Genomic DNA, 22,689 nt, shown 5'->3' with positions numbered 1-22,689 from the left:
TTATGCGCAGCGCGATGCCCGCTTCAACGCCGAGCTCATCGGCCTGCCGGGCTCGGGCTTCAGATTCGACGGCACCAGGCCCGACCGTAACGCCGCCCTGGTCTCGGCCGGCCTCGACATTCGCTTCTCGCCAGCTGTCAGCCTCGGCGCCCGCTTCGACAGCGAACTTTCCAGAAGCGCCCAATCCTACGCCGGCGCTGCGACATTGAAGGTCGCCTTCTGAGGGGCGCTGCCCTCAAAATACCGACCAGCCGGTGCGCTCGACCAGGCGTTCGAGCGCGAGCGCTCCGACATGCGAGGTGCCGGCGGCGTTGAGCCCCGGCGACCAGACCGCGATCGCCGCCTGCTTCGGCACGATGGCGAGGATGCCGCCGCCGACGCCGCTCTTGCCGGGCAAGCCCACCTTGAAGGCGAACTCGCCCGAGGCGTCGTAATGGCCGCAGGTCATCATCAGCGCCTTGACGCGGCGCGCCCGCGCCGGGCGGCAGACCATATCGCCGGTCAGCGGATCGACGCCGTCGCCGGCGAGGAAGAGACCGGCGCGGGCGAGCTGGGCGCAACTCAAGCTCAACGCGCATTGATGAAAATAGACGTCGAGGACTTCGGCGACCGGGTTCTTCAGATTGCCGAAGGCGCGGATGAAATTGGCGAGGCTGGCATTGCGGAAGCCGGTCTGCGCCTCCGAACTCGCGACCGCATCGTCGATCGAGACCGAAGGATCGCCCGAACGCGCGCGCAGGAAGGCGAGGATTTCGGCCGCCGTCTTTTTCGGCGTGCGGCCGGTCAGCAGCGAATCGGTGACGACCAGCGCGCCGGCATTGATGAACGGGTTCCGCGGTACGCCGCGCTCCTGCTCGAGCTGGACGATGGAATTGAAAGCTGAGCCCGAGGGCTCGCGCCCGACACGCTGCCAGAGCCGGGCGCCGACCCGCTCCAGCGCCAGCGTCAGGGTGAAGACCTTGGAGATGCTCTGGATCGAGAACGGAACGCCGGCATCGCCGGCCTCGACCCGTTCGCCGCTGGAGGTGACGATGGCGAGGCCGAAATGGCGCGGATCGACCCGCGACAGCGCAGGGATGTAGTCGGCCACCTTGCCCCCGCCGATATGCTCGGCGATATCGGCATGCACGCCAGCGACGATGTCCGACAGATTACGCAATGTCCGAACTCCGCCGCTGCCCAGCCGATAGGCAGCCGACCTTGGCATCCGCCCGTCGATGCCGCAATCGCGCCGACGAGAGCTTGGCAAAGCCCTTGCCCCTGCGCATGCTGCGCCCCTGCTGGGGAGCTGCCCATGACCTATTGCCTCGGGATCCTGCTGCCGTCGGGCCTGATCCTCGCCTCCGATTCGCGCTCCAGCGCCGGCGTCGACCAGATCGCCGTGGTCAAGAAGCTGGCTCTGTTCGAGGTGCCGAACGAGCGGGTGATCGCGATCCTCTCGGCCGGGAACCTGGCGACGACGCAGGCTGTGATCACCATGATCCGGCAATACACCAGGCATAAGCAGGACAGCGCCGCGGGCGGCGAGAACCGCGACATCCTGGCGGCGCGCACCATGTTCGACGTGGCGCAGATCGTCGGCGGCGTCCTGCGCGAGGTGCTGCGGGCCAATCGCGCCTTCGTCGAACCCTATGGCGACCCGAATGGCTCCTTCATCGTCGCCGGCCAGATCGCCGGCGAGCCGCACCGCCTGTTCCAGGTCTATTCGGCCGGCAACTTCGTCGAAGCCTCGGGGCGCACCCAGTTTCTCCAGCTCGGCGAGACCAAATACGGCAAGCCGATCCTCGACCGGGCGCTGCAGGAAGCGAGCGGGCTCGACGAAGCCGCCAAGCTCACGCTGCTCTCCTTCGATGCCACAGTGCGCTCGAACCTCTCGGTCGCGCCGCCGATCGACCTCCTGCGTTACGAAGCCGACAGTTTCTCGACCCGGCACCTCGCCAAATACGACAGCAATCACCCCTATTGGGCTGATCTGCGCCAGCGCTACAGCGACGGGCTGACGGCGCTGGTCGCGAGCCTGCCGGCGCCGGACTTCCCTGCCTGACTACCGCAGCAGCGCGACCATCGCCGCATAGCCTCGGCGGCGGGCGTGTTCGAGCGGCGTGGCGCCGTCGCGATCGGCGAGGTCGCGGCGTGCACCCGCCCCGACCAGCGCCCGCACCGTCTCGACATGGCGTGGCCCGCCATTGCCGAGGATCACCGCCTCGATCAGGGCGGTCCAACCGAGATTGTTGACATGGTCGAGCGGCGCGCCGGCGGCGATCAGGTCGCGCACCACGCCGTCATGGCCGAGATGGGCAGCCGCGATCAGCGCCGTGCCGAGATAGGGGCTGGTGATCGCGCGCGGATCGCCGCCGATGGCGAGCGCAGTCCGCATGGTCTCGATATCGTCGGCGACCGCGGCGATGGTGATCGCGTCATAGGCGCGGCCATCGAGTGCGCGCACATCGGCGCCCGCCTTCGCGAGCTCGCGCATCGCCTCGCGCTGGCGGGCATGCGTCGCGACATGCAGCGCGGTGCGGCCCCGGTCGTCGCGAACTTCAAGGCCACGGCCGGCCGCAACCGCTTGCCGGAGAGCCGCCAGATCGCCGCGATAAGCCGCCAGATGCAGCCCGTCATAGGCGGACACCTCAGCCGGCGACGGCGGAACCTGGGCGACTGCAGCTCCGCTTACGCTGATTACTGCAGCCACGAGCAGTGCCGAAAACCCATTTCGGCAAACGTTCGCCCCGCGTCGTTTCGTCTCAGGCATCTGCTTGCGCCTCCTGTTTTCACGCGATCGGCGCGAAAAAACGCATCGTGCACAAATTAAGGTCAGCCTTGCTGCCCCTTCCCTCTTGCAGGCCGAGCCTGAGCGTCCTATCTCCTGTGCACCGCAGCAGAGATGCTGCGTCGCCCTCCTTGGGCGTTTCCTCCCTAGACTTGGGCCTGCGCTCCGGCGTGGGCCTTTTTCTTTGCGCGGAAGGCTACGCAGCCGGCATCGGCCGCGCAACCGAATGCGCCCCGATCAGTCGATCGCGATCATCACGTCCGATGCCTTCACGACGGCATAGGCCTTCTGCCCGACTGCGAGCTTGAGCTCGTCGACCGCGGCATTGGTGATCGCCGAAGTGACAATGGCGCCGCCGACATCGAGCTTGACATGGGCGGTGGTCGCGCCCTTGACGATCTCGACGATGGTGCCCTTGAGCTGGTTGCGGGCGGAAATCTTCATGTCCGTTTTCTCCATCTGACAACCTCGCGAGCCTGCAGCAGCAGACTCGACCTTTGGTCGCTCACCGTTATATTCGGCCGCACATAGCGACCGCAACCGCAGCGAGGCCCCTCATGTCATCGAACCGCCGTCACGTTCTGGGTTTCACCGCCGCGCTGCTGATCGGCGTCGCGTCCTTCGCCGGCCCGGCCTTCGCCCAGAGCAAGGAACTGGTGATCTTCGCCGCCGCGAGCCTGAAGAACGCGCTCGACGAGGCCGCGGCCAACTGGGTCAAGGAGAGCGGCAAGCCGGCGCCGAAAATCTCCTACGCCGCCAGCAACGCATTGGCGAAGCAGCTCGAAAGCGGCGCGCCGGCCGATCTCTTCCTCTCGGCCGATCTCGACTGGATGGACTATGCGGCCGGCAAGAACCTGATCGTCAAGGAAAGCCGCGTCAGCCTGCTCGCCAACCGGATCGCGCTGATCGCCCCCGCCGACGCCAAGACCACGGCAACCTTGGCTCCGGGCGTCGACCTCTCCGCCGCGCTCGGCCAGGGCCGGCTCGCCATGGGCAATGTCGATTCGGTGCCGGCCGGCAAATACGGCAAGGCGGCGCTGGAGAAGCTCGGCGGCTGGGACAAGGTCAAGGACAAGATCGCCCAGAGCGACAATGTCCGCGCCGCGCTGCTGCTGGTTTCGCGCGGCGAGGCGCCGCTCGGCATCGTCTACACCACCGACGCCGCCGCCGACCCGAAGGTCAAGGTGATCGCGACCTTCCCTGAAGATACCCATCCGCCGATCATCTATCCGGTCGCGATCACCAAGGATTCGGCCAACCCCGACGCGCAGGGCTTCCTCACCTGGCTGCGCGGAAACGGCGCCAAGGCCAGCTTCGAGAAGCAGGGCTTCACGGTCCTGAACAAGCCCGCCTCGTCCTCCTGAGGGATTGCTCGTGAGCGACTGGCTGACGCCGGAGGAATGGACGGCCGTCCGCCTCAGCCTGATCGTCGCCACCACCGCCATGCTGGCGAGCCTGCCTCTGGGGCTCGCCGCTGGGTGGCTGCTGGCGCGCGGGCGCTTCTGGGGCAAGTCGCTGCTCGACGCCGTCATTCACCTGCCGCTGATCATGCCGCCGGTCGTTACCGGCTATCTCCTGCTGATCGGCTTCGGACGGCGCGGGCCGATCGGCCAGTTCCTCTATGACTGGTTCGGCATCGTCCTCTCCTTCCGCTGGACGGGCGCGGCGCTGGCCTGCGCCGTGATGGGCTTTCCGCTGATGGTCCGGGCGATCCGGCTCTCGATCGAGGCGATCGACCGCAAGCTCGAAGATGCGGCAGGGACGCTCGGCGCCGGCCCGTTCTGGGTGTTCCTGACGGTGACACTGCCGCTCGCTTTGCCCGGCATCCTCGCCGGCATGATCCTGTGCTTCGCCAAGGCGATGGGCGAATTCGGCGCGACCATCACCTTCGTCTCCAACATCCCCGGCGAGACGCAGACGCTGCCCTCGGCGATCTACACCTTCACCCAGGTGCCCAACGGCGATGCCGGCGCGATGCGGCTGACGCTGATCTCGATCGCGATCTCGGTCGCGGCGCTGTTCGCCTCGGAGTTCCTGGCGCGGCTGGTCGGCCGGCGGATCGCCGTCGAATGAGCCCGGTCATCGAGGTTTCCATTGCGCATCGGCTGGGCGCCTTCGCGCTCGATGCCGAATTCGCCTCGGATGGGCGGCTGACGGCGCTGTTCGGCCGCTCGGGCTCGGGCAAGACCTCGCTCGTCAACGTGATCTCCGGCCTGATCCGGCCACAACAAGGCCGCGTCGTCATCGACGGGCGGGTGATGGTCGACAGCGCGGCCGACGTCTTCGTACCGAAGCATCGGCGCCGCATCGGCTATGTCTTCCAGGAAGCACGGCTCTTCCCGCATCTCTCGGTGCGGCAGAACCTGCTCTATGGCCGCTGGTTCGCGCCGACGGCGGAGGATGGCGGCAGCAAGCTCGACGACGTGCTCGACCTGCTCGGCATCGGCCACCTGCTGCAGCGGCAGCCGGGCGCGCTTTCCGGCGGCGAGAAGCAGCGCGTCGCAATCGGCCGGGCCCTGCTCGCGAAGCCTCGCCTTCTCCTGATGGACGAGCCGCTCGCCTCGCTCGACGAGGAGCGCAAGGCCGAGATCCTGCCTTACATCGAACGCCTGCGCGACGGCTTCGGCATCCCGATTGTCTATGTCTCGCATTCGATCGCCGAGGTGGCGCGGCTGGCGACGCATCTCGTCATCCTCGACCAGGGCAAGGTCTCGATGAGCGGTCCGACCGCCGAGCTGATGTCCCGCCCCGACGTGCCGATCCTCTCCGCCTCGGCGGAGGCCGGCGCGATTCTCGACGCGCGCGTGCTGCGCCACGAGCCGGAACACGGCCTGACGATCCTGGAGACCGCAGCCGGGCCGCTGCAGATCGCCCGGCGCAGGGTGCCGGAAGGAACGGGGCTGCGCGTGCGCATCCTCGCCAGCGACGTGATGCTCAGCCTCAAGCCGCTCGACGGGATCAGCGCGCTCAATGTCCTGCCGGCACGTGTTTCAGCGATCGGCGATCGGCAAGGCGATGGCGGAGCGCTCGAAGTGAGGCTCGATTGCAATGGCGCCGGCCTGCTCGCCCGCCTCACCGTGAAATCGGCCGTGCAATTGCGCCTGGCTCCCGGCAGCCCGGTCTATGCGGTGATCAAGAGCGTCTCGATCGATACGCCGTGAGTGCTCAGGCCTTCTTGCCGGGCTCGCGCGCGGGAGCCGTAGGCGAAACCGCCGCGCGCAGCGCTTCAATCTCCTCCGCCCCCGCTTCCAGCGTCTTCGCCTCGATGGCGCGATAATTAGCGACGATCTCGCGCCCGAGCGGCGTCAGATGGGCGCCGCCACCCTTGGCCCCGCCGGGCTGCGCCTCGACGAGCGGCGCGCGGAAGATGCGGTTGAGATCGTCGACCAGCAGCCAGGCGCGGCGATAGGACATCTTCATCGCGCGGCCGGCTGCCGAAATCGAGCCGGTCTCGCCGATCGCCTCCAGCAGTTGCACCTTGCCGGGGCCGAGGCGCCCGCCCGGCATGAAGTCGAGCCGGAAGCTGAAGCGCGTCGCTGGCAAGGACTGGTCCGCCTTAGACAATGCCCAGCCCTCCGCGGCCGTGCGCGCTCAATAGAGCCGCAAGCGGTAGGCCTCTTCCAGATTGGCGTCGGCTTCTGCGGCATCGACCGCCTTGGTCTGGTCGGCGATGATGCGGCCGAGCGTCGGGAAGCTGCTGCGCTCGACCTGCGTCTCCTGAGCCCAGAGCTTCGAGCGGAGCAGCGCCTTGCCGCAATGGAAATAGGCTTCGTCGACCTCGACGATCAGGCCGAGCTTCGGCGCCTTCTCCTGCATGGCCAAAGGCTCCAGCAGCGTCGCATCCGTGGTCATCCGCGCCCTTCCATTGACGCGCAAGGTCTCGTTAATCCCCGGCACGAAGAAGACCAGGCCGACGCCGGGCGCGCTCAGCACGTTGGCGAAGGAATCGACACGGTTGTTGCCACGCCGATCGGGAATCAGCAGCGTCCGCTCGTCGAGCACCTGGACGAAGCCCGGCCCGTCGCCGCGCGGGCTGGCATCCGCCCTGCCCTCGCTGTCGGCGCTGGCCAGCACGAGGAAGGGCGAGAGCGCGATGAAATCGCGGCAGAACCGGTCGAGCCGGTCGAGCACCTTCTTCTGCGCGATCGGCGGCACTTCGCCGACGACCGAGCGCAATTGCTCGACATCATCGACCGTCGTGCCAGGCTTCTCGCTGATCGCGTTCATCTCGTCTCTCCGAAGGCATGCCGGCCGAGCCGGCGAAGGAGGCATAACACGGCTTCGAGACCGGCCGAAGCCTCGCCACAACCTCAGGTGATGCGCCGGACGCTGTCGGCAATCTCGTCCGGCTCGAACAGGCGTTTCCAGTCCGGCTTCAGGATCGTCTCCTTGCCGAAGACGATCGCCTTGTTGCAGGCGTCGGAGAAGACGCCCTGGACCTCGCCGAAGGTCACAGCCGCCAGGATGTTCATATGGCCGAGCAGGAAGTCGCGCGCCGCCTCGCGTGGCACGCCGCGCGCGATCACCTCCTCCATCGCCTCGCGCATCGCGTCGAGCAATGTGGCGCAGACGGTTTCCGACAAGCCGGGCTCGAGGATCGCCATCTGCTCGACGGTGACGCGGTGCGAGCGCATCACCGGCGCCCAGATCGCCCGCGCCACCTCCTCGCCGAGCCCGTAATGCGCCTCCGGCCCCTGCATCAACGCGTTGACGATGTGCTGCTTGGCGGCGATGCCGCCGAAATGGTCGGCGCGGGCGGCCGGGTCGGTTTCGTCGCTGAAGATCGGCGGATGGCAGGGATGGGTGACGAAATAGGTTATGTCGGCGCGCTCAGGCAGAAGGCCGGCATAGGGTGCCGCGGCGTCGAGAATGACGACGATCGTCCCGGGCGCCAGCTTCGGCACGAGGCCGGCAGCGACCGCGCCGACCGCCGTATCCGGCACCGCCAGGATCACGACCTCCGCCCCAGCGATCGCGGCATCCGGCTCTATGCAAGCGGCACCGAAGGCCTCGCGGATGCGGTCCTGGCCGGCCGGACTGATCTCGACATGGCGTGTCTCGAAGCGCGAGCGGGCGAGATTGCGGCCGAGCCGCATGCCCATCTTGCCGCCGGCACCGAACAGTGCGACCACCGTCATCGTTGTCCTCCCGCGTCCACGCGTCCGTTGCCGACGCTGTCCGACAAGCTCGCAAGCCTTTCCGCCGGTCGTCAACGCCGGTGTTCCGCAGCTTGCGTGCGCCCGTTGTCCGGCTGGCGCATGGCTTGCCCACCAATCTTGCATGCAAGATAGCGCCAAAGATTGACGCCTCGGGATGATGACGGGATAGTCGGCGCCCTTGTCACGCATCCGGATCATCATGCCTCGCCCGACGCCGTCCACCGCCCTCGAAGCTCTGCGCGTGCTCGATCTGACGCGCGTGCGCGCCGGGCCGACCTGCACCCGCATCTTCGCCGATTTCGGCGCCGACGTGATCAAGGTCGAAAGCCCGCCGGGCGTCGATCCGAACGAGAACATGAGCGGGCCGCGGCATGGCTACGACATGCAGAACCTGCACCGGAACAAGCGCTCGCTGACGCTCAACCTGAAGAAGGAGCCGGCCAAGGCGATCCTGCGCAAGCTGATCGCCACCGCGGACCTGCTGGTCGAGAACTTCCGCCCCGATGTGAAGGAGCGGCTCGGCCTCGATTTCGAGACGCTACATGCGCTCAATCCCCGCCTGATCCTGGTCTCGATCTCGGGCTTCGGCCAGAGCGGGCCCTATCGCCTGCGCGCCGGCTTCGACCAGATCGCCCAGGGCATGGGCGGGATGATGTCGGTCACCGGCCTGCCCGGCCAGGGGCCGGTGCGCGCCGGCATCGCCGTCGCCGATTCCGCCGCCGGACTCTATGGCGCGATCGGCGCGCTGGTGGCGCTGCAGGAACGGGCCGTGTCGGGCAAAGGGCAATGGGTGCAGACCTCGCTGCTCGAAGCGCAGATCGGCATGATGGACTTCCAGGTGGCGCGCTATCTGGTCGAGGGCAAGGTGCCGCCGCAGGCCGGCAACGACCATCCCTATGCGACGCCGATGGGCGTCTACGCGACGCGCGACGGCCATATCAATCTCGGCGTCGGTGCCGAGGGGCACTGGCGCTCCTTCTGCGGTGCGCTCGGCCGGCCCGAGCTCGCGACCGACCCGCGCTACGACAACATGGAAAAGCGCTACGCGGCGCGGCCAGAGCTGCGCATTCTGCTCGAGGAGATCATGACCAGGCAGGACAGCGCCTACTGGCTCGACGCCTGCGAGAAGGCCTCGGTGCCGGCCGGGCCGATCTACGCGGTCGACGCCGTCTTCGACGATCCGCAGGTGCAGCATCTCGGCATCGCCCAATCGGTCCAGCATCCCAAGCTCGGCGACATCCGCGTCGTCGGCGAGCCGGTCAGCCTGTCGCGCACCCCGGCCAGCATCGCGACGCCGACGCCGGACGCCGGCGACCATAATCACGAACTTCTCGCCGAACTCGGTCTCGATGAGGCGGCCATCGCCGACCTCAAGGCCGAAGGCGCGATCTGAAAGGTATTTGGATGACTGACGAGATTCTCTACGACGTCGCCGACGGGGTCGGCACGGTCACGCTGAACCGGCCGCAGGCGCGCAACGCGCTGACCTTCGCCATGTATGAGGGGCTGGCCGAGATCCTCGGCAATCCCGAGAAGCATGGCGCACCGAAGGTGTTCGTGGTCACAGGCGCCGGCGAGAAGGCTTTCGCCGCCGGCACCGACATCTCCCAGTTCCGTGAGTTCAAGACGGCGGAAGACGCCCTCGCCTATGAGAACCGGATCGAGCGGGTGATCACCTCGATCGAGAGCTGCACGGTGCCCACGATCGCCGCGATCGCCGGCGCGGTCACCGGCGGCGGCGCAGCGATCGCCTGCGCCTGCGACCTCAGGATCGCGACGCAATCGGCCCGCTTCGGCTTCCCGGTCGCGCGCACGCTCGGCAACTGCCTGTCGATGGCGAACTATGCCCGGCTCGCCAGCCTGCTCGGGGCCGCCCGGGTCAAGGACATCATCTTCACCGCGAGGCTGATGGAGGCCGAGGAAGGCCACCGCGTCGGGCTCTACAACGAACTCGTCGACGACCATGCCGCGCTGATGGCGCGGGTTAAGGAACTGGCACAGACGATCCGCGGCCATGCGCCATTGACGATGCGCGCCACCAAGGAGGCGCTGCGCCGGCTCACGGTGGCGGCCAGCGCCGATGTCGATGGCGATGACCTCGTCACCCTCTGCTACACCAGCGCCGATTTCCGCGAGGGCATGGAAGCCTTCCTCGGCAAGCGCACGCCGAACTGGCAGGGCAAATGAGCGAGACCATCGGCTTCATCGGCCTCGGGCTGATGGGCGCTGGCTTCTGCAAGCGCCTGATCACGACCGGCCGCACCGTCGTCGGCTTCGATCTCGACCCGGTCAGGCGAGCGGAAGCCGAAGCGCTCGGCGTCATCCTCGCCGCCTCTCCAGCGGAGGTCGCCGAGCGCACCAACCCCGTCTGCATCGCAGTGACCACCACCAAGGCGGTGCAGGCGGTGGTCAGCGGCGAAGCCGGCATCCTCTCTGCCAAGTTGGCGCCCGGCACGATCGTCATCGATTTCTCGACGACCGAGATCGACGTGACCAAGGCGATCGCGGCGGCGCTGTCGGAGGCCGGCATCGGCTTCATCGACGCGCCCGTCTCGGGCGGCCCGCCGGCGGCGGAGGCCGGCAAGCTCGCGATCATGGCCGGTGGCACGTCCGAGGCGATCGCAGCGGTGCGGCCACTGGCCGAGAGTCTTGGCCTCTTCACCCATATGGGCGCGGTCGGCGCCGGCCAGGCGACCAAGCTGGTCAACCAGGCGCTATGCCTGACCAATTACGTCGTGGTGGCGGAATCGCTGCGGCTGGCGGAAGCCTATGGCGTCGATGCCGACAAAATTCCCGCGGCGTTGGCGCCGGGCCTCGGCAATTCGGCGGTATTGCAGGCGATGATGCCGCGCATGGTCGCGCGCGACTTCGCGCCGAAAGGCTACGCGAGGCAGGTGCTGAAGGACCTCGAAATGCTGATGGAGGCCGGCCGCGAGCATCACCTCGCAATGCCGATGGTGGCGCAAGCGACAACGCTCTACCGGATGCTGGTCGCGCAGGGCGATAGCGAGCTCGACGCGATCGCAGTGCTGAAGGTGCTGCCTGAGGTTGGGCAGGCGCCGCACTAAAGCGACGCCCCCACTGCGTCAGACCCGCGTGCCGCCATCGGCCATGATGACGGAGGCCGTCATCACCGAGGCCTCGTCCGAAGCGAGCCAGAGGATCGGATAAGCGATCTCGCGCGGGTCGGCCCAGCGGCCCTGGATGTTATGCGTCACCGTCTCGGTACGCATGTCCTGCTCGGTCTTGCCCTGCGGCGCAAAGCGGCGGACGTGGAAGGGCGTCAGCGTCAGGCCCGGGCAGACCGCGTTGACGCGCACGCCATGCCCGACCTCCTCGAAGGCGAGCGTCTTGGTCAGCGAGATGATGCCGGCCTTGGCGACGTCGTACTGCCCCATGCCGGCGCGCGGGTTGAAGGCGTGCGTCGAGGAGATGTTGACGATCGCGCCCTTGCCGGACGCCCGCAGCGCCGGCAGCGCCTCGCGGGCGAGATAGGCGTAGCTCAGCAGGTTGACCGAAAGGATCTTCTGCCAGGTTTCCGCCTTCGCCTCATGGAGCGGCTCATAGGAGCGGATGCCGGCATTGTTGACCAGCACATCGATGGCGCCGAAGCGCGCCAGCGTCTCAGCGACGATCGTCGTCGCCGTGCTCTCCTGCCCGACATCGAGCGCGAGCGGCAGGAGCTCGGCGCCGGCGACGCGCGCCGCGATGCCGCTCGTGACCGCCTCCAGCGCCTCGCGATCGATGTCGACGAGCACGACGCGCGCGCCCTCCTCAGCGAAGAGCTCGGCCGTCGCCGCACCGATGCCGCCGGCGCCGCCGGTGATGATCGCGACCTTGCCCTGAAGTCTCGGCATCTCAGTGTCCTTGCTCGTCGGAATGTCGCTGGTCAGCCGATCAGCGTCGCTGTCGTTTCCAGCGCCTCGCCGCGGCGCACCACCCGCCAGAGCCAGGCCAGGCTGTAGAGCGCCATCAGCGCGGCGCAGCCGGGGATGGCAGCGTACCACCAGCCCTTGTCGAGCCGCAGGAAAGGCGTGGTCTCGCCGGACATCGTCATGAACTCGTAGCCGTAGACGGCAAGAATCAGAGCGAAGCCGAACATGACGAGGTTGATCGCGACCTCGAGCACGCGCCGCCCGCTTCTGGGCAGGAGCTCCTCGAGCAGGACGACCCGGTAGAGCGAGCCCTCGCGCCAGAGCGCCAGCGAGGTCAGCATCACCAGCCAGATGAAGAGCAATTCGACGATCTCGTCATAGCCGGCGATGGTGAAGAGCGGCACGAGCCTGAGCACGATCGCAGCCGCCAGCAGGACGAACAGTCCGAGCAGGCAGGCGATCGCGCCATATTTGCAGGCTGCCGCGACAGCGCGGTCGAGCGCGCCGAGAGTGCCGAGGATCATGGCGTCACCCCGTAGCCGAGCGTGTGCGGCAGCCAGAGCGAGAAGGCCGGCACATAGGTGACCAGCATCAGCACGCCGATCAGCGCCAGCACATAGGGCCAGATCTCGCGGGTGATCTCGGCGATCGAGAGCTTGGCGATGCCGGCGACGACGTAGAGGCACAGGCCCACCGGCGGCGTCACCAGGCCGATCATGATGTTGAGCACCAGGATCACGCCGAAATGCACGGGATCGACGCCGATCTTGGCGATGATCGGCAGCAGCACCGGATAGGCGATGATCATGATGGCGATGCCTTCGATGAACATGCCGAGCAGCAGCAGGACCGCATTTATGATCAGGAGGATCACCCAGGGCTCGGACGACATGCCGAGGAAGGCGTTCAGGATCGCGTTGGGGATCTGCTGCTGGATCAGCACCCAGCCGAAGGGCGCGGCGAGCGCGATGATGAACATCACCTGCGCCGTCTGGCGGGCGGTGTCCCAGAGCACCTCGACCGTCGCGGCCCAACCCAGCTCGCGATAGACGAAGCGGCCGAGGGCGAAGGCATAGGCCGCGGCGACGACCGCGGCTTCGGTCGGCGTCGCGATGCCGGTGAAGATGACCAGCAGGATCGTCGGCGGCAGCAGCAGCGCCGGCCCGGCCTTGGCAATGATCCGCGCAGCCTCGCGGAAGGGCGGCAGTGCCTCGCCGCGCGGCAGATCCATGTATTTCGCGGCGACGCCGATGACGCCCATCAGCGCCACCGCCATCAGCAGGCCCGGCACGATGCCGGCGAGGAAGAGCGCGCCGACCGAGACATTGGCGAGGCTGCCATAGATGACGAAGGGGATGCTCGGCGGGATGATCGGCCCGATCGTCGAGGAGACGGCGGTGATCGTCGCCGCGAAGCGGCCGGTATAGCCGGCCTTGGTCATGGCGCGATGCTCGATCACCCCCATGCCGGCGGCATCCGCCACGGCCGAGCCGGACATGCCGGCGAAGATCACCGAGCCGATGACATTGACATGGGCGAGACCGCCGCGGATGCGGCCGACACAGAGCTGGGCGACCTGGAAGATGCGCTCGGTCGTGCCGCCGACATTCATCAGATTGCCGGCAAGCACGAAGAACGGGATCGCCAGCAGCGGGAACGAGGTCGTCCCGGCATAGGTGCGCTGGATGAAGATCACCAGCAGGTCGGGCCCGACCGTCGCCACCATGGTGACGACGGCGACGAGGCCGAGGGCGACAGCGATCGGCAATCCGACGAGGATGACGAAGCAGACGCCGAGCAGAACGGCAGTGATGAGCATGGCCGGCGTCTTGCGCTCTCGTCAGGCCCGGGCGGCCGCGACCAGCTTGGTCCAGGCGTTCCAGGTGTCGTCGCCGAGCGCCTTGCGCAGCTGCTCATAGGCCGGGCCCATCTTGTCGCGGAACGGCGCGACATCCGGCCGGGTGATCTCGACGCCGGCCTTCTGCATCGCAGCGAGATTGGCCTCCTCGTTCTCGCGCACGCCCTTGCGCGCGGCGGCACCGGCCTTAGTGCCCTCCTCGGCGATGATCTTGCGCTGCTCCTCGCTCAGCTTGTTGGCGAAGGTGCGCGGATTGGCGCAGAACATGATCGAGGCATAGATGTGCCTGGTCAGCGCCAGATGCTTCTGCGCCTCGTAGAACTTGGCGGCGAAGGTGGTGCCGACCGGATTGTCCTGGCCGTCGACCACCTTGTTGGCGAGTGCCAGGTAGACCTCCTGGAAGGCGATCGTCTGGGTGCTGGCGCCGAGCGCCTCGAACGCCGCCTTGATCGCGAGCTCGGGCGGAACGCGGATCTTGAGCCCCTGGACGTCGGCCGGCTGGTTGACCGGCTTGCGGCTGTTGGTCAGCGCGCGGAAGCCCCATTCGAAATTGGCGATCCAGGTGAAGCCGGCCGTCTTGAGCTGTTCGGCGACCCAGTCGCGCCCGGTGACATCGAGCGTCTTGTGGGCGTGCTCGTAGCTATCGAACTGGTAGGGGATGTTGATGACGCCGATGGTCTTCGAGAGAGCCTCGATGTTCGCCGGGTTCAGCAGCATGAAATCGATGGCGCCGAGCCGCGTCTGCTGCGCCGCCTCGACCGGCGAGCCGAGCGCATTGTTCGGGAAGATCGTGATCTTGACCTGATCCTTGGTGCGCTCGGCGATGCGCTTCACCATCGCCTCGGCCTCGATGTGCACCGGATGGCTGGTGTCGGCCGGATGGGTCAGGCGCAGTTCGACGGCGGCGCGAGCCGGCCTGATCGCGGGCAGCACGACAGCCGCCGCCGCACCTCCAGCCAGCACCATGCGACGTGTCGGATCGACCTTCCCAGCCATGACGTTCCTCCCCTTTGCGTGCAAGCAGCAACGGTCCTCTTCGTGACCTAGCGCAAGCCTTGCATACAAGAAATTGGAACGTCAACCGCCTTTGACGCGGGGCGGCTCGTCGGAGACCGCAGCCCCGCTGCGCGTCTTCAGGGAGGCGACGAGCCCCGAGAGCCCGTTGCGGACATGCTCACGCAAGGCGATGCTGGCGCGGGCGGAGTCGCGCGCCGAAAGCGCATCGAGGATCTGGCGATGCTCGTCGATCGCGGCCCGCCAACGGGTCGGCCAGAGGTTGGAGGAGAAGCGCGCCCGGTCGACCCGCAGCGCCAGCAGGTCCCAGACCCAGGCGAGGACCGAATTGCCGGACAATTCGATGATCGCCTTGTGGAAAGCCTTGTTGGCTTCGAAATAGCCCGCCAGCTCGTCGCGGGTATGGTGCAGCATCATCTTGTAGTGCAGCAGGCCGATTTCGGCGACGGCCTCGTCGGTGGCGCGTGCGGCGGCGAGTTCGCCGGCCAGCCCCTCGATCACCGAGACGACATCGATCAGTGCGGTAATCTCATCGAGATCGAGCTCCGTCACTACCGCCGAATGGTTCGGCAGCGAGCGCAGAAGCCCGTCCTGGATCAAGGTCTTGATCGCCTCGCGCACAGGGGTGCGCGACACCGAGAGCTGCTCGCAGAGCTCGCGCTCGTTCAGCCGCGCTCCTGGCGCCAGCACGCTGGTGACGATCATGTTGCGCAATTGCGCGACCGTATTGGCATGCAGGCTGCCCTTGCGCCGGCCCTTATCCGGCAGCGGCAGCTTGGCGAGCAAGGCGGCAAGGGGGGTTGTATCGAGCTGATCAGACATGGAGGACCTATATCTCGTCTCATGATCTGACTGTGAAAATTTCTTGCATGCAAGAGTCCATCGCCCTATCAGACCGGAAGATTTCAAGCCTCCCGCCGCCAACGGAGCCCAGCATGAACATCATCGACCTTTCCATGCCGATCGCGCCGCATTTCCGCTGGCCGGTAGAGCTTTCGGTCAAGGGCGACATCGCCGCGGGCGACCAGTTCCGGGTGTCGAAGATCAACGGCCCCTGCCATGGCTTCTCGCATGTCGACGCCGCCGCGCATTTCGTCGCCGGCGCGCCGACGATCGAGAAGACGCCGCTCAGCCAGGTGGTTGGCCCCTGCCGTGTGCTCGACCTGAGCCAGTGCCCTGCCAATGAGCCGATCGGGCCCGAGCATCTCGCGGCCGCCGATCACGGCGGGGCAGATGGCGAAATCCTGCTGCTCGCCACGCGTTGGAACGACCGGCGCGACTACCAGGACAAGAGCTTCTGGACGCAGGCGCCCTGGCTGACGCTGGAGGCGGCGCAATGGCTGGCCGAGCGCAAGCCGAGCGCCGTCGCCTTCGATTTCCCGCAGGATTATCCGATCCGGCTGCTGCTCGAAGGCAAGGAGGTGCCCAAGCCCGAGCATGTGACGCACCATGTCCTGCTCAGCCATGGCGTCACGCTGATCGAATACGTCGTCAACACCAGCAAGCTCACCGCGCCGCGCAATTTGTTCTCGGCGGCGCCGCTGCTGATCCCGAACGCCGACGGCGCCCCCGCCCGCATCTACGCCATCGAGGGGCTGGCCGTCTGACGGCCGCCGCCCTGCCCCGCCCGAACGAAAGCGACCCCAAGTGAACATCGAGAACCTGTTCGCGCTGAAGCCCAGTGCTCCCGACCGCGTGATCTCCGCCGCCCTGGTTGGCGCCGGCGAATTCGGCGCAAGTTTCATCGGCCAGGCGCGGCGCGCGCCGCATATCGAGCCGCGCGTGGTCTGCGATCTCGACATCGGCCGCGCCCGCAAGGCGGCGCTCGCCGGCGGCCTGACCGAAGGCGAGATCGTTGCCTGTCATAGCGTTGCCGAAGCCAAGGCGGCGCTCGAACGCGGGCTGGTCGCGCTGATCGGCGATGCCGCTCATCTGGAAGGGCTTGCCGTCGACGTCGTTATCGAGGCGACCGGCGATCCTGAGGGGGCGGCGATGACCGCGCTCGCCGCGATCGAAGCTGGCCGCCATCTCGTCATGGTGACCAAGGAGGCCGAGTGCATCATCGGCCCGATCCTGGCCCACCGCGCCAGGCAGAACGGCGTCGTGCATACCCCGGTCGACGGCGACCAGCCGAGCCTGCTGATCGGGCTGATCGGCTGGGCCCGCGTCCTCGGCCTGCCGATCGTCGCCGCCGGCAAGTCGAGCGAATCCGATTTCGTTTGGGATTCGGACGCCGGCACGGTCACGGCCTGGGAAAAGGCCGTGCCCGCAACTGATTTCGCCGCGGCCTTCGGCAAATTCGGCAGCGACCCGCTCAGCCTGCTCGACGCCCGCGCCAAATTGCCATTCCCGCGCGCCACCGTTCCCGACCTCTGCGAGATGGGCATCGTCGCCAACCATACCGGGCTGATGCCCGATATCGCGGCGATGCATGCACCGATCGCCCGCACCACCGAATTGCCGAGCCTGTTCCGGCCGGCGGCCGAGGGCGGCCTGCTTTCCGGCACCGGCCGGGTCGACATGTTCAACTGCCTCAGGCGGCCGGACGAGCTCTCCTTCGCCGGCGGCGTCTTCGTCATCGCCGAGACGCCGGACCTCGCCACCGGCAAGCTCTTTGCCGGCAAAGGCATCCCCTGCTCGCCGGATGGCCGCTATGTCCTGCTGCACAATCCCGTGCATCTGCTCGGGGCGGAGGCGCCGATGTCGGCGCTCTCGGCAGCGCTGCTCGGCCAGTCGACCGGCGGTGCCGAAGTCCTGCCGCGCGTCGACCTGACGGCGCGCGCGAGCCGCGATCTCGAGCCCGGCGAAACGCTGACCATGGGCTATCGCCATGTCATCGAAGGGTTGGAGCCGCAATTGACCCCCGCCCGCCCGCTCGGGCCGAGCGAGCCCGTCCCCTACTACCTCACCTCCGGGCGGCCAGTGGTGCGCAAGGTGGCGCGCGGCGCAGTGGTGACTTGCGCCGACATCGCGCTTGACGAGAGCACGACGCTGGTTCGCCTGCGCCGCGAGCAGGATGCGCTGTTCAACCCGGGCGCGCTTTGACTCCGCGGCAACATTCTGTATGCAGCATACAATAATCGCCTGGACCTAATCGGAAACGGCGACGCTGAGGAAACGATCGGGAGGCAGGGATGACGGGCGCGAGCACCGGACCGGCCGGGCACGGCCCGAAGCACACCAGCCTCCCGCCGCAGCGGAGCTAGACCATGGTCGCCAGCTCCGACCAGCGTGCCCGCTTCCTCGCCTCCGGCGTCGATGACGATCTGCCGATCATCGACGCCCACCACCATTTCTTCGACCTTGCGCGCAATTATCATCCCTGGCTGAGCGATCGCCCGGTCGCCTTCCGCTATGGCGATTACAGCGCGATCAAGAGCAACTTCATGCCGGCCGATTATCGCCGCGCCATCGCGGGCCATCTCGTCGTCGGCAGCGTGCTGATGGAAGGCGAATGGGACCCGCGCGATCCGATCGGCGAGATGCGCTGGGCCAGCGAAGTTGCGCGCGACCATGGCCTGCCCAGCGCCGCGATCGGCCAGATCTGGCTCGATCGCGAGGACGTCGGCGAGGCCGTCGCGGCCTATCGCGACCTGCCTTTGGTGCGCAGTGTCCGGCATAAGCCCAAAGCCGTTGCTCGCGAGGATCTCCAACCGCATTTCGCCGCGCCCGGCTCGATGCGCGATCGCAAATGGCGCGACGGTTATGGCCTGCTCGCCGGCGCCGGGCTCAGCTTCGACCTGCAGACGCCGTGGTGGCACCTCGACGAGGCGGCGGAGCTTGCCCGCGATTTCCCGGCGACCACCATCATCCTGAACCATGCCGGCCTGCCGGCCGACCGCAGCCCCGAGGGCCTCGCCGCCTGGCGCGCAGCGCTGGGCCGCCTCGCCCGCGAACCCAATGTCGTCGCCAAGATCTCCGGCATCGGTGTGCCCGGGCAGGCATGGACGCTGGACTTGCAGGCGCCAGTGATCGCGGGCGTGATCTCGGCCTTTGGCGCTCGGCGCTGCGCCTTCGCCAGTAATTTCCCGGTCGACAGCCTCTGCGCCTCGTTCGGCACGATCTTCGACGTGTTCAAGGCCGCGGTCCACGAGCGGCCGGCGGCCGAGCGCCTCGCCTTGTTCCATGACAACGCCGCGCGCTGGTACGGGCTCGCAGCCACGGGAGCTGCCGCATGAAATTACGCGCACTGCTCCTGCGGCTGACCGAGGACCTGCTGATCGCCGGTTTCGTCGTGATGATCGCCATGGTCTTCGGCAATGTCGTGCTGCGCTACGGCTTCAGCTCCGGCATCATCTCCTCGGAGGAATTGTCGCGGCTGATCTTCGTCTGGCTGACCTTCGGCGGCGCCTTCCTGGTGGCGAAGGACGGCCAGCATCTCGGCATGACTACCGTCGTCACCATGCTCGGCCGCAATGGCCGCTGGTGGTGCCGGCTCGCGGTCGAGGCCCTGTCGCTGCTCTGCATGGGAATGCTGGTGGTCGGCTGCTGGCAGCAGGCCTCGATCAATGTCGAGAACCACCAGCCGGTCACCGGCGTGCCCGTCGCCGTGACCTATCTCGCCGGCCTCGTCGGCGGGCTCGGCATCGGCGCGCTCAACCTGATCGCATTGGCGCGGCTCCTGATCGGCCGCATGCCGGATGACGAACTCGTCGTCGGGGCGGAATCGGAGGAGCTCACCGCCTTCGAGAACCAGCAGGCCGCGGAGAAGCGGCCATGACCGTCTTCATCTTCCTCGGCTCGCTGATCGGCGCCATGGCGCTGGGCATGCCGATCGCGATGGCGCTGCTCGTCTGCGGCGTCGCGCTGATGCTGCAGCTCGACACCTTCGACTCGCAGATCCTGGCGCAGAACCTGATCGGCGGTGCCGATTCCTTCCCGCTGATGGCAGTGCCGTTCTTCATGCTCGCCGGCGAATTGATGAATGCCGGCGGCCTCTCGCGCCGGATCATCGCGCTCGCAGTGACGATGGTCGGCCATGTCCGCGGCGGGCTCGGTTATGTCGCGGTGCTGGCGGCGCTGGTAATGGCGAGCATCTCCGGCTCGGCTGTCGCGGATACCGCCGCGCTCGCCGCCATCCTGCTGCCGATGATGAAGCAGGCCGGCTACAACCTGCCGCGCGCCGCCGGGCTGATCTCGGCCGGCGGCATCATCGCGCCGGTGATCCCGCCCTCGATCGGCTTCGTCGTCTTCGGCGTCGCCGCCGGCGTCTCGATCACCCGCCTCTTCCTCGCCGGAATCGTGCCGGGCCTGCTGATGGGCTTGGCGCTGGTGATCACCTGGTACGTCGTCGCGCGCGACGAGCCGGCGGCTCGCCCCCAGCGCGCCAGCGTGCGCGAGGTCGGGCGATCGGCGCTCGACGGCCTCTGGGCACTCGGCCTGCCCTTCCTGATCATCGGCGGCATGAAGGGCGGCGCCTTCACACCGACCGAGGCTGCGGTCGTCGCCGCGGTCTATGCCGGGTTTGTCGGCGGCTTTGTCTATCGCGAGCTGAAATTCGAGCATCTGCGCCCGGCCCTGCTCAGCGCACTCAAGACCTCGGCCGCGGTGATGTTCCTGGTCGCGGCGGCGATGGTCTCAGCCTGGCTGATCACCATCGCCGACATCCCGAGCCAGGTCGCGAGCCTGCTCGGCCCGCTGATCGAATCGAAGACGCTGCTGATGTTCGCGATGATGTTCCTTGTCATCGTCGTCGGCACGGCGCTCGACTTCATCCCGACCGTGCTGATCCTGACACCGGTACTGATGCCGATCGTCAAGCAGGCGGGCATCGACCCGGTCTATTTCGGTGTGATGTTCATCATCAACAACGCCATCGGCCTGCTGACCCCGCCGGTCGGCGTCGTGCTGAACGTCGTCTGCGCCGTCGGCCGCATCCCGATGGACAAGGTCGTCCGCGGCGTCATGCCCTTCCTGCTGGCGCAGGTCGCCGTGCTTCTGCTGCTGATCCTCGTGCCGGAGATCGTCACTGTGCCGGCGCGCTGGTTCTACGGGCGCTGACGCGCCCTGCTCTGCCTGCCCAACCAACAACAAGGACCGGAGGACGCCATCATGACCATCACCCGCAGAACAGCCCTCACCGGCGCCAGCGCCGGCATCGCCCTCTTCGCCATTGGCCGCCCAGCCCTGGCGCAGGCGACGAAACTGCGCTTCGCCCATCCGCATCCGGAAGCCGACAGCTGGCACAAGGCGGCGCTGCTCTTCGCCGAGCAGGTCAAGGCCAAGAGCCAGGGCCGCTACGAGGTCCAGGTCTTCGCCAACGGCGCGCTCGGCTCGGATGCGCAGACGATCAGCGCGGTGCGCGGCGGCTCGCTCGACATCTGCCTGACCGGCAACCCGTTCTTCACGGGGCTCGCGCCCAAGCTCAACGTGCTCGACCTGCCCTTCCTGATCCAGAGCCGCAAGCACGCCGCCGCCGTGATGGACGGCCCGATCGGTGACGGCCTGCGCAAGGAACTCGAAGGCTCGAACCTGAAGGCGCTCGCCACCTGGGAGATCGGCTGGCGCAACCTCACCAACAACCGCCGCCCGGTCGCGACCGCCGCCGACCTCAAGGGCCTGAAGATCCGCACCACGCCGAACCCGGCCCATATCAAGGCGTTCCAGCTGCTCGGCGCGATCCCGACCCCGATGGCCTTCACCGAGCTCTTCACCGCACTGGAAACCGGCACGGTCGACGGCCAGGAGAACCCGGTGACGCTGATCCTCAACGCCAAGTTCAACGAGGTGCAGAAGCATCTTTCGCTGACGCGCCATGCCTTCACCACCGGCCCGCTGGTGATGAACAAGACCAAGTTCGACGCGATGCCGGCCGATATCCAGCAGGTGCTGGCTGCCATCGCGATCGAATGCGCCGGCATCCAGCGCAAGATGAACGAGGACACCGAGGGCTCGAGCCTCGCCGAACTGAAGAAGGCCGGCATGCAGGCGGTCGAGACACCCGACCGCGACTCCTTCGCCAAAATCGTCACCGCCGAGGTCGAGAAGGAATTCGTCGGCAAATACGGCAGCGAGACGCTGAACGCGATCAAGAAGACCGCGGTCTGAGGAGACCTGCCGCAAGGCGAAAGCGGATGTGAGATGCGCGGNCCGCCGCTGATGACTAGGGCGAGACGGCGCTGTTGCCCCCTCTATTGTTAGGGCGGGCCCTCATCCCTGCCCTTCTCCCACACGGGAGAAGGGTTCCCCGCGCCCTCTATCCTCGGGCGAAAACATCGATGGTCGGGACAAGCCGACCATCACGGCGAGACCAGTCGACAGAACAATCAGCGTGTAACGACCCGCGCCTCGATGCGATTTCGCCAATTGTCATCAAATCTTTGAACAGCCGTTTCATTGACCCGGAAGCGGTGATTGCGAATGATTTGAGGATCGACCGCAGCGATGCGGGCCGATCGCGGGATTTGCCGGAGCAGCTTGCACCGCGTCACCAAAGCTAAAAGCGCCACGATCTGTCGTGGGCTCCCAACTCGGAGACGCATGATGGTTTACCTGCTCTACTTTGCCAGACGGCAACTGCGGCGGCTCTCCGCCTTCTTGCTCTGGACGCGCAGCTGCCCCCCGCCCTCCGGCCGGCAATAGCCCTCGCAAAATCCGCTGCGGCGGCGCATATCCAGCCTCGATTGACGGAGGCGACGATGTTCCAGGCGGCGACGATCTCGGCCAGCGACAAGCCCGGCTTCTACAGGGAGCTCGGTCAGCAACTCGAAGGCCTGCTGCATGGCGAGCGCGATGCGATCGCCAACGCCGCCAATCTCTCGGCGCTGCTCTACGACGCGATGCCGGCCCTGAACTGGGCCGGGTTCTACCTGATGCGCGATGGCGAACTGGTGCTCGGCCCGTTCCAGGGCAAGCCGGCTTGCGTGCGCATCCCGGTCGGGCGCGGTGTCTGCGGCGCGGCGGTTGCCCGGCGCGAAACGATGCTGGTCGAAGACGTGCACGCCTTCCCCGGCCATATCGCCTGCGATGCCGCCTCGCGCTCGGAGCTGGTGGTGCCGCTGATCAGCGACGGCG

At 67.3% G+C, this 22,689-nt stretch carries 26 protein-coding genes; 15 read left to right on the top strand and 11 right to left on the bottom strand.

The features are described 5' to 3' along the window. Positions 1–223: hypothetical protein (locus tag ASE66_RS32545; protein WP_057192420.1), on the top strand; the 223-nt coding region annotated here is incomplete at its 5' end. 12 nt (positions 224–235) lie between these two features. Here the strand turns inward: ASE66_RS32545 and ASE66_RS24865 are convergent. Next, positions 236–1,159, bottom strand: coding sequence for a glutaminase (locus ASE66_RS24865; protein WP_057192419.1), 924 nt, complete (start codon positions 1,157–1,159; stop codon positions 236–238). Between the two features lie 135 nt (positions 1,160–1,294). Here ASE66_RS24865 and ASE66_RS24860 point away from each other — a divergent pair, with 135 nt between their 5' ends. After that, positions 1,295–2,044, top strand: a complete 750-nt coding sequence (locus ASE66_RS24860) for a hypothetical protein (RefSeq protein WP_057192418.1) — start codon at positions 1,295–1,297, stop codon at positions 2,042–2,044. On the opposite strand, the gene ASE66_RS24855 is transcribed toward ASE66_RS24860, so the two are convergent. Both ASE66_RS24855 and ASE66_RS24850 read right to left on the bottom strand, forming a co-directional pair. Continuing rightward, positions 2,045–2,692 carry an ankyrin repeat domain-containing protein gene (locus tag ASE66_RS24855; protein ID WP_244495056.1) on the bottom strand — a complete coding sequence of 216 codons (648 nt, stop codon included), beginning with the start codon at positions 2,690–2,692 and terminating at the stop codon, positions 2,045–2,047. It lies immediately after the preceding gene. Between the two features lie 315 nt (positions 2,693–3,007). Continuing rightward, positions 3,008–3,214 carry a TOBE domain-containing protein gene (locus ASE66_RS24850; protein ID WP_057192416.1) on the bottom strand — a complete coding sequence of 69 codons (207 nt, stop codon included), beginning with the start codon at positions 3,212–3,214 and terminating at the stop codon, positions 3,008–3,010. A 113-nt stretch (positions 3,215–3,327) separates the two neighbouring features. On the opposite strand from ASE66_RS24850, the gene modA reads away from it, so the two are divergent. Genes modA through modC form a run of 3 tightly spaced genes read left to right on the top strand, consistent with a single transcriptional unit; the run spans position 3,328 to position 5,931 of the window. Beyond that, positions 3,328–4,134, top strand: a complete 807-nt coding sequence (gene modA, locus ASE66_RS24845) for a molybdate ABC transporter substrate-binding protein (RefSeq protein ID WP_057192415.1) — start codon at positions 3,328–3,330, stop codon at positions 4,132–4,134. 10 nt (positions 4,135–4,144) lie between these two features. Further along, the gene (gene modB, locus ASE66_RS24840; RefSeq protein ID WP_413814291.1) at positions 4,145–4,843 is read left to right on the top strand and encodes a molybdate ABC transporter permease subunit; all 699 of its coding nucleotides are present in this window, start codon (positions 4,145–4,147) and stop codon (positions 4,841–4,843) included. Then, the gene (gene modC / locus ASE66_RS24835) at positions 4,840–5,931 is read left to right on the top strand and encodes a molybdenum ABC transporter ATP-binding protein (protein ID WP_057192413.1); all 1,092 of its coding nucleotides are present in this window, start codon (positions 4,840–4,842) and stop codon (positions 5,929–5,931) included. The genes modB and modC overlap by 4 nt, the downstream gene beginning before the upstream one ends. 4 nt (positions 5,932–5,935) lie before the next feature. On the opposite strand, the gene ASE66_RS24830 is transcribed toward modC, so the two are convergent. The 3 genes from ASE66_RS24830 to ASE66_RS24820 form a co-directional block, all read right to left on the bottom strand. Beyond that, positions 5,936–6,277, bottom strand: coding sequence for a winged helix-turn-helix domain-containing protein (locus tag ASE66_RS24830; protein ID WP_057193366.1), 342 nt, complete (start codon positions 6,275–6,277; stop codon positions 5,936–5,938). A gap of 84 nt (positions 6,278–6,361) precedes the next feature. Further along, a complete protein-coding gene (locus tag ASE66_RS24825; protein ID WP_057192412.1) occupies positions 6,362–6,997 on the bottom strand; it encodes a pyridoxamine 5'-phosphate oxidase family protein in 636 nt (211 codons plus the stop codon). An 83-nt stretch (positions 6,998–7,080) separates the two neighbouring features. Further along, on the bottom strand, positions 7,081–7,908 hold the full coding sequence (locus tag ASE66_RS24820) for a phosphogluconate dehydrogenase C-terminal domain-containing protein (RefSeq protein WP_057192411.1): 828 nt from the start codon (positions 7,906–7,908) through the stop codon (positions 7,081–7,083). 220 nt (positions 7,909–8,128) lie between these two features. Between ASE66_RS24820 and ASE66_RS24815 the strand changes: the two genes are divergently transcribed. The 3 genes from ASE66_RS24815 to ASE66_RS24805 are packed head-to-tail and all read left to right on the top strand — an operon-like array spanning position 8,129 to position 10,997. After that, entirely contained in the window at positions 8,129–9,322 is a 1,194-nt protein-coding gene (locus ASE66_RS24815) for a CaiB/BaiF CoA transferase family protein (protein WP_057193364.1), read from the top strand. An 11-nt stretch (positions 9,323–9,333) separates the two neighbouring features. Beyond that, a complete protein-coding gene (locus ASE66_RS24810) occupies positions 9,334–10,116 on the top strand; it encodes an enoyl-CoA hydratase/isomerase family protein (RefSeq protein WP_057192410.1) in 783 nt (260 codons plus the stop codon). Beyond that, positions 10,113–10,997, top strand: a complete 885-nt coding sequence (locus tag ASE66_RS24805; protein WP_057192409.1) for an NAD(P)-dependent oxidoreductase — start codon at positions 10,113–10,115, stop codon at positions 10,995–10,997. Before ASE66_RS24810 ends, ASE66_RS24805 begins: the two co-directional genes overlap by 4 nt. Positions 10,998–11,015: 18 nt before the next feature. Here ASE66_RS24805 and ASE66_RS24800 read toward each other — a convergent pair whose 3' ends face one another. From ASE66_RS24800 to ASE66_RS24780, 5 genes are all read right to left on the bottom strand, one after another. After that, positions 11,016–11,786, bottom strand: a complete 771-nt coding sequence (locus ASE66_RS24800; RefSeq protein WP_057192408.1) for an SDR family NAD(P)-dependent oxidoreductase — start codon at positions 11,784–11,786, stop codon at positions 11,016–11,018. A 32-nt stretch (positions 11,787–11,818) separates the two neighbouring features. Then, positions 11,819–12,328, bottom strand: coding sequence for a TRAP transporter small permease (locus ASE66_RS24795; protein WP_057192407.1), 510 nt, complete (start codon positions 12,326–12,328; stop codon positions 11,819–11,821). After that, positions 12,325–13,623 (bottom strand): TRAP transporter large permease, encoded by a 1,299-nt coding sequence (locus tag ASE66_RS24790; RefSeq protein ID WP_057192406.1) that lies wholly within the window; start codon positions 13,621–13,623, stop codon positions 12,325–12,327. Before ASE66_RS24790 ends, ASE66_RS24795 begins: the two co-directional genes overlap by 4 nt. A 21-nt stretch (positions 13,624–13,644) precedes the next feature. Further along, positions 13,645–14,658, bottom strand: coding sequence for a TRAP transporter substrate-binding protein (locus ASE66_RS24785; protein ID WP_082613715.1), 1,014 nt, complete (start codon positions 14,656–14,658; stop codon positions 13,645–13,647). 81 nt (positions 14,659–14,739) lie between these two features. Continuing rightward, positions 14,740–15,498 carry a GntR family transcriptional regulator gene (locus ASE66_RS24780; RefSeq protein WP_057192405.1) on the bottom strand — a complete coding sequence of 253 codons (759 nt, stop codon included), beginning with the start codon at positions 15,496–15,498 and terminating at the stop codon, positions 14,740–14,742. 113 nt (positions 15,499–15,611) lie between these two features. Between ASE66_RS24780 and ASE66_RS24775 the strand changes: the two genes are divergently transcribed. The 7 genes from ASE66_RS24775 to ASE66_RS24745 form a co-directional block, all read left to right on the top strand. Further along, the gene (locus tag ASE66_RS24775; RefSeq protein WP_057192404.1) at positions 15,612–16,283 is read left to right on the top strand and encodes a cyclase family protein; all 672 of its coding nucleotides are present in this window, start codon (positions 15,612–15,614) and stop codon (positions 16,281–16,283) included. A 40-nt stretch (positions 16,284–16,323) separates the two neighbouring features. Continuing rightward, positions 16,324–17,721 carry a hypothetical protein gene (locus ASE66_RS24770; RefSeq protein WP_082613714.1) on the top strand — a complete coding sequence of 466 codons (1,398 nt, stop codon included), beginning with the start codon at positions 16,324–16,326 and terminating at the stop codon, positions 17,719–17,721. 164 nt (positions 17,722–17,885) lie between these two features. Further along, positions 17,886–18,854 (top strand): amidohydrolase family protein, encoded by a 969-nt coding sequence (locus tag ASE66_RS24765; protein ID WP_057192403.1) that lies wholly within the window; start codon positions 17,886–17,888, stop codon positions 18,852–18,854. Beyond that, positions 18,851–19,396, top strand: a complete 546-nt coding sequence (locus tag ASE66_RS24760; RefSeq protein WP_057192402.1) for a TRAP transporter small permease — start codon at positions 18,851–18,853, stop codon at positions 19,394–19,396. The genes ASE66_RS24765 and ASE66_RS24760 overlap by 4 nt, the downstream gene beginning before the upstream one ends. Beyond that, positions 19,393–20,676: a TRAP transporter large permease subunit gene (locus tag ASE66_RS24755; RefSeq protein ID WP_057192401.1), complete on the top strand. Its 1,284-nt coding sequence runs from the start codon at positions 19,393–19,395 to the stop codon at positions 20,674–20,676. Before ASE66_RS24760 ends, ASE66_RS24755 begins: the two co-directional genes overlap by 4 nt. A 51-nt stretch (positions 20,677–20,727) precedes the next feature. After that, positions 20,728–21,723, top strand: coding sequence for a TRAP transporter substrate-binding protein (locus ASE66_RS24750; RefSeq protein ID WP_057192400.1), 996 nt, complete (start codon positions 20,728–20,730; stop codon positions 21,721–21,723). Between the two features lie 590 nt (positions 21,724–22,313). Continuing rightward, positions 22,314–22,689: GAF domain-containing protein (locus ASE66_RS24745; RefSeq protein WP_244495055.1), on the top strand; the 376-nt coding region annotated here is incomplete at its 3' end.

The sequence above is a fragment of the Allobosea sp. Root483D1 genome, from assembly GCF_001429505.1.
Lineage (GTDB): Bacteria > Pseudomonadota > Alphaproteobacteria > Rhizobiales > Beijerinckiaceae > Allobosea.
Note: the sequence above shows the minus strand (reverse complement) of the source record. Positions and strands in the feature narration are given on the sequence as shown.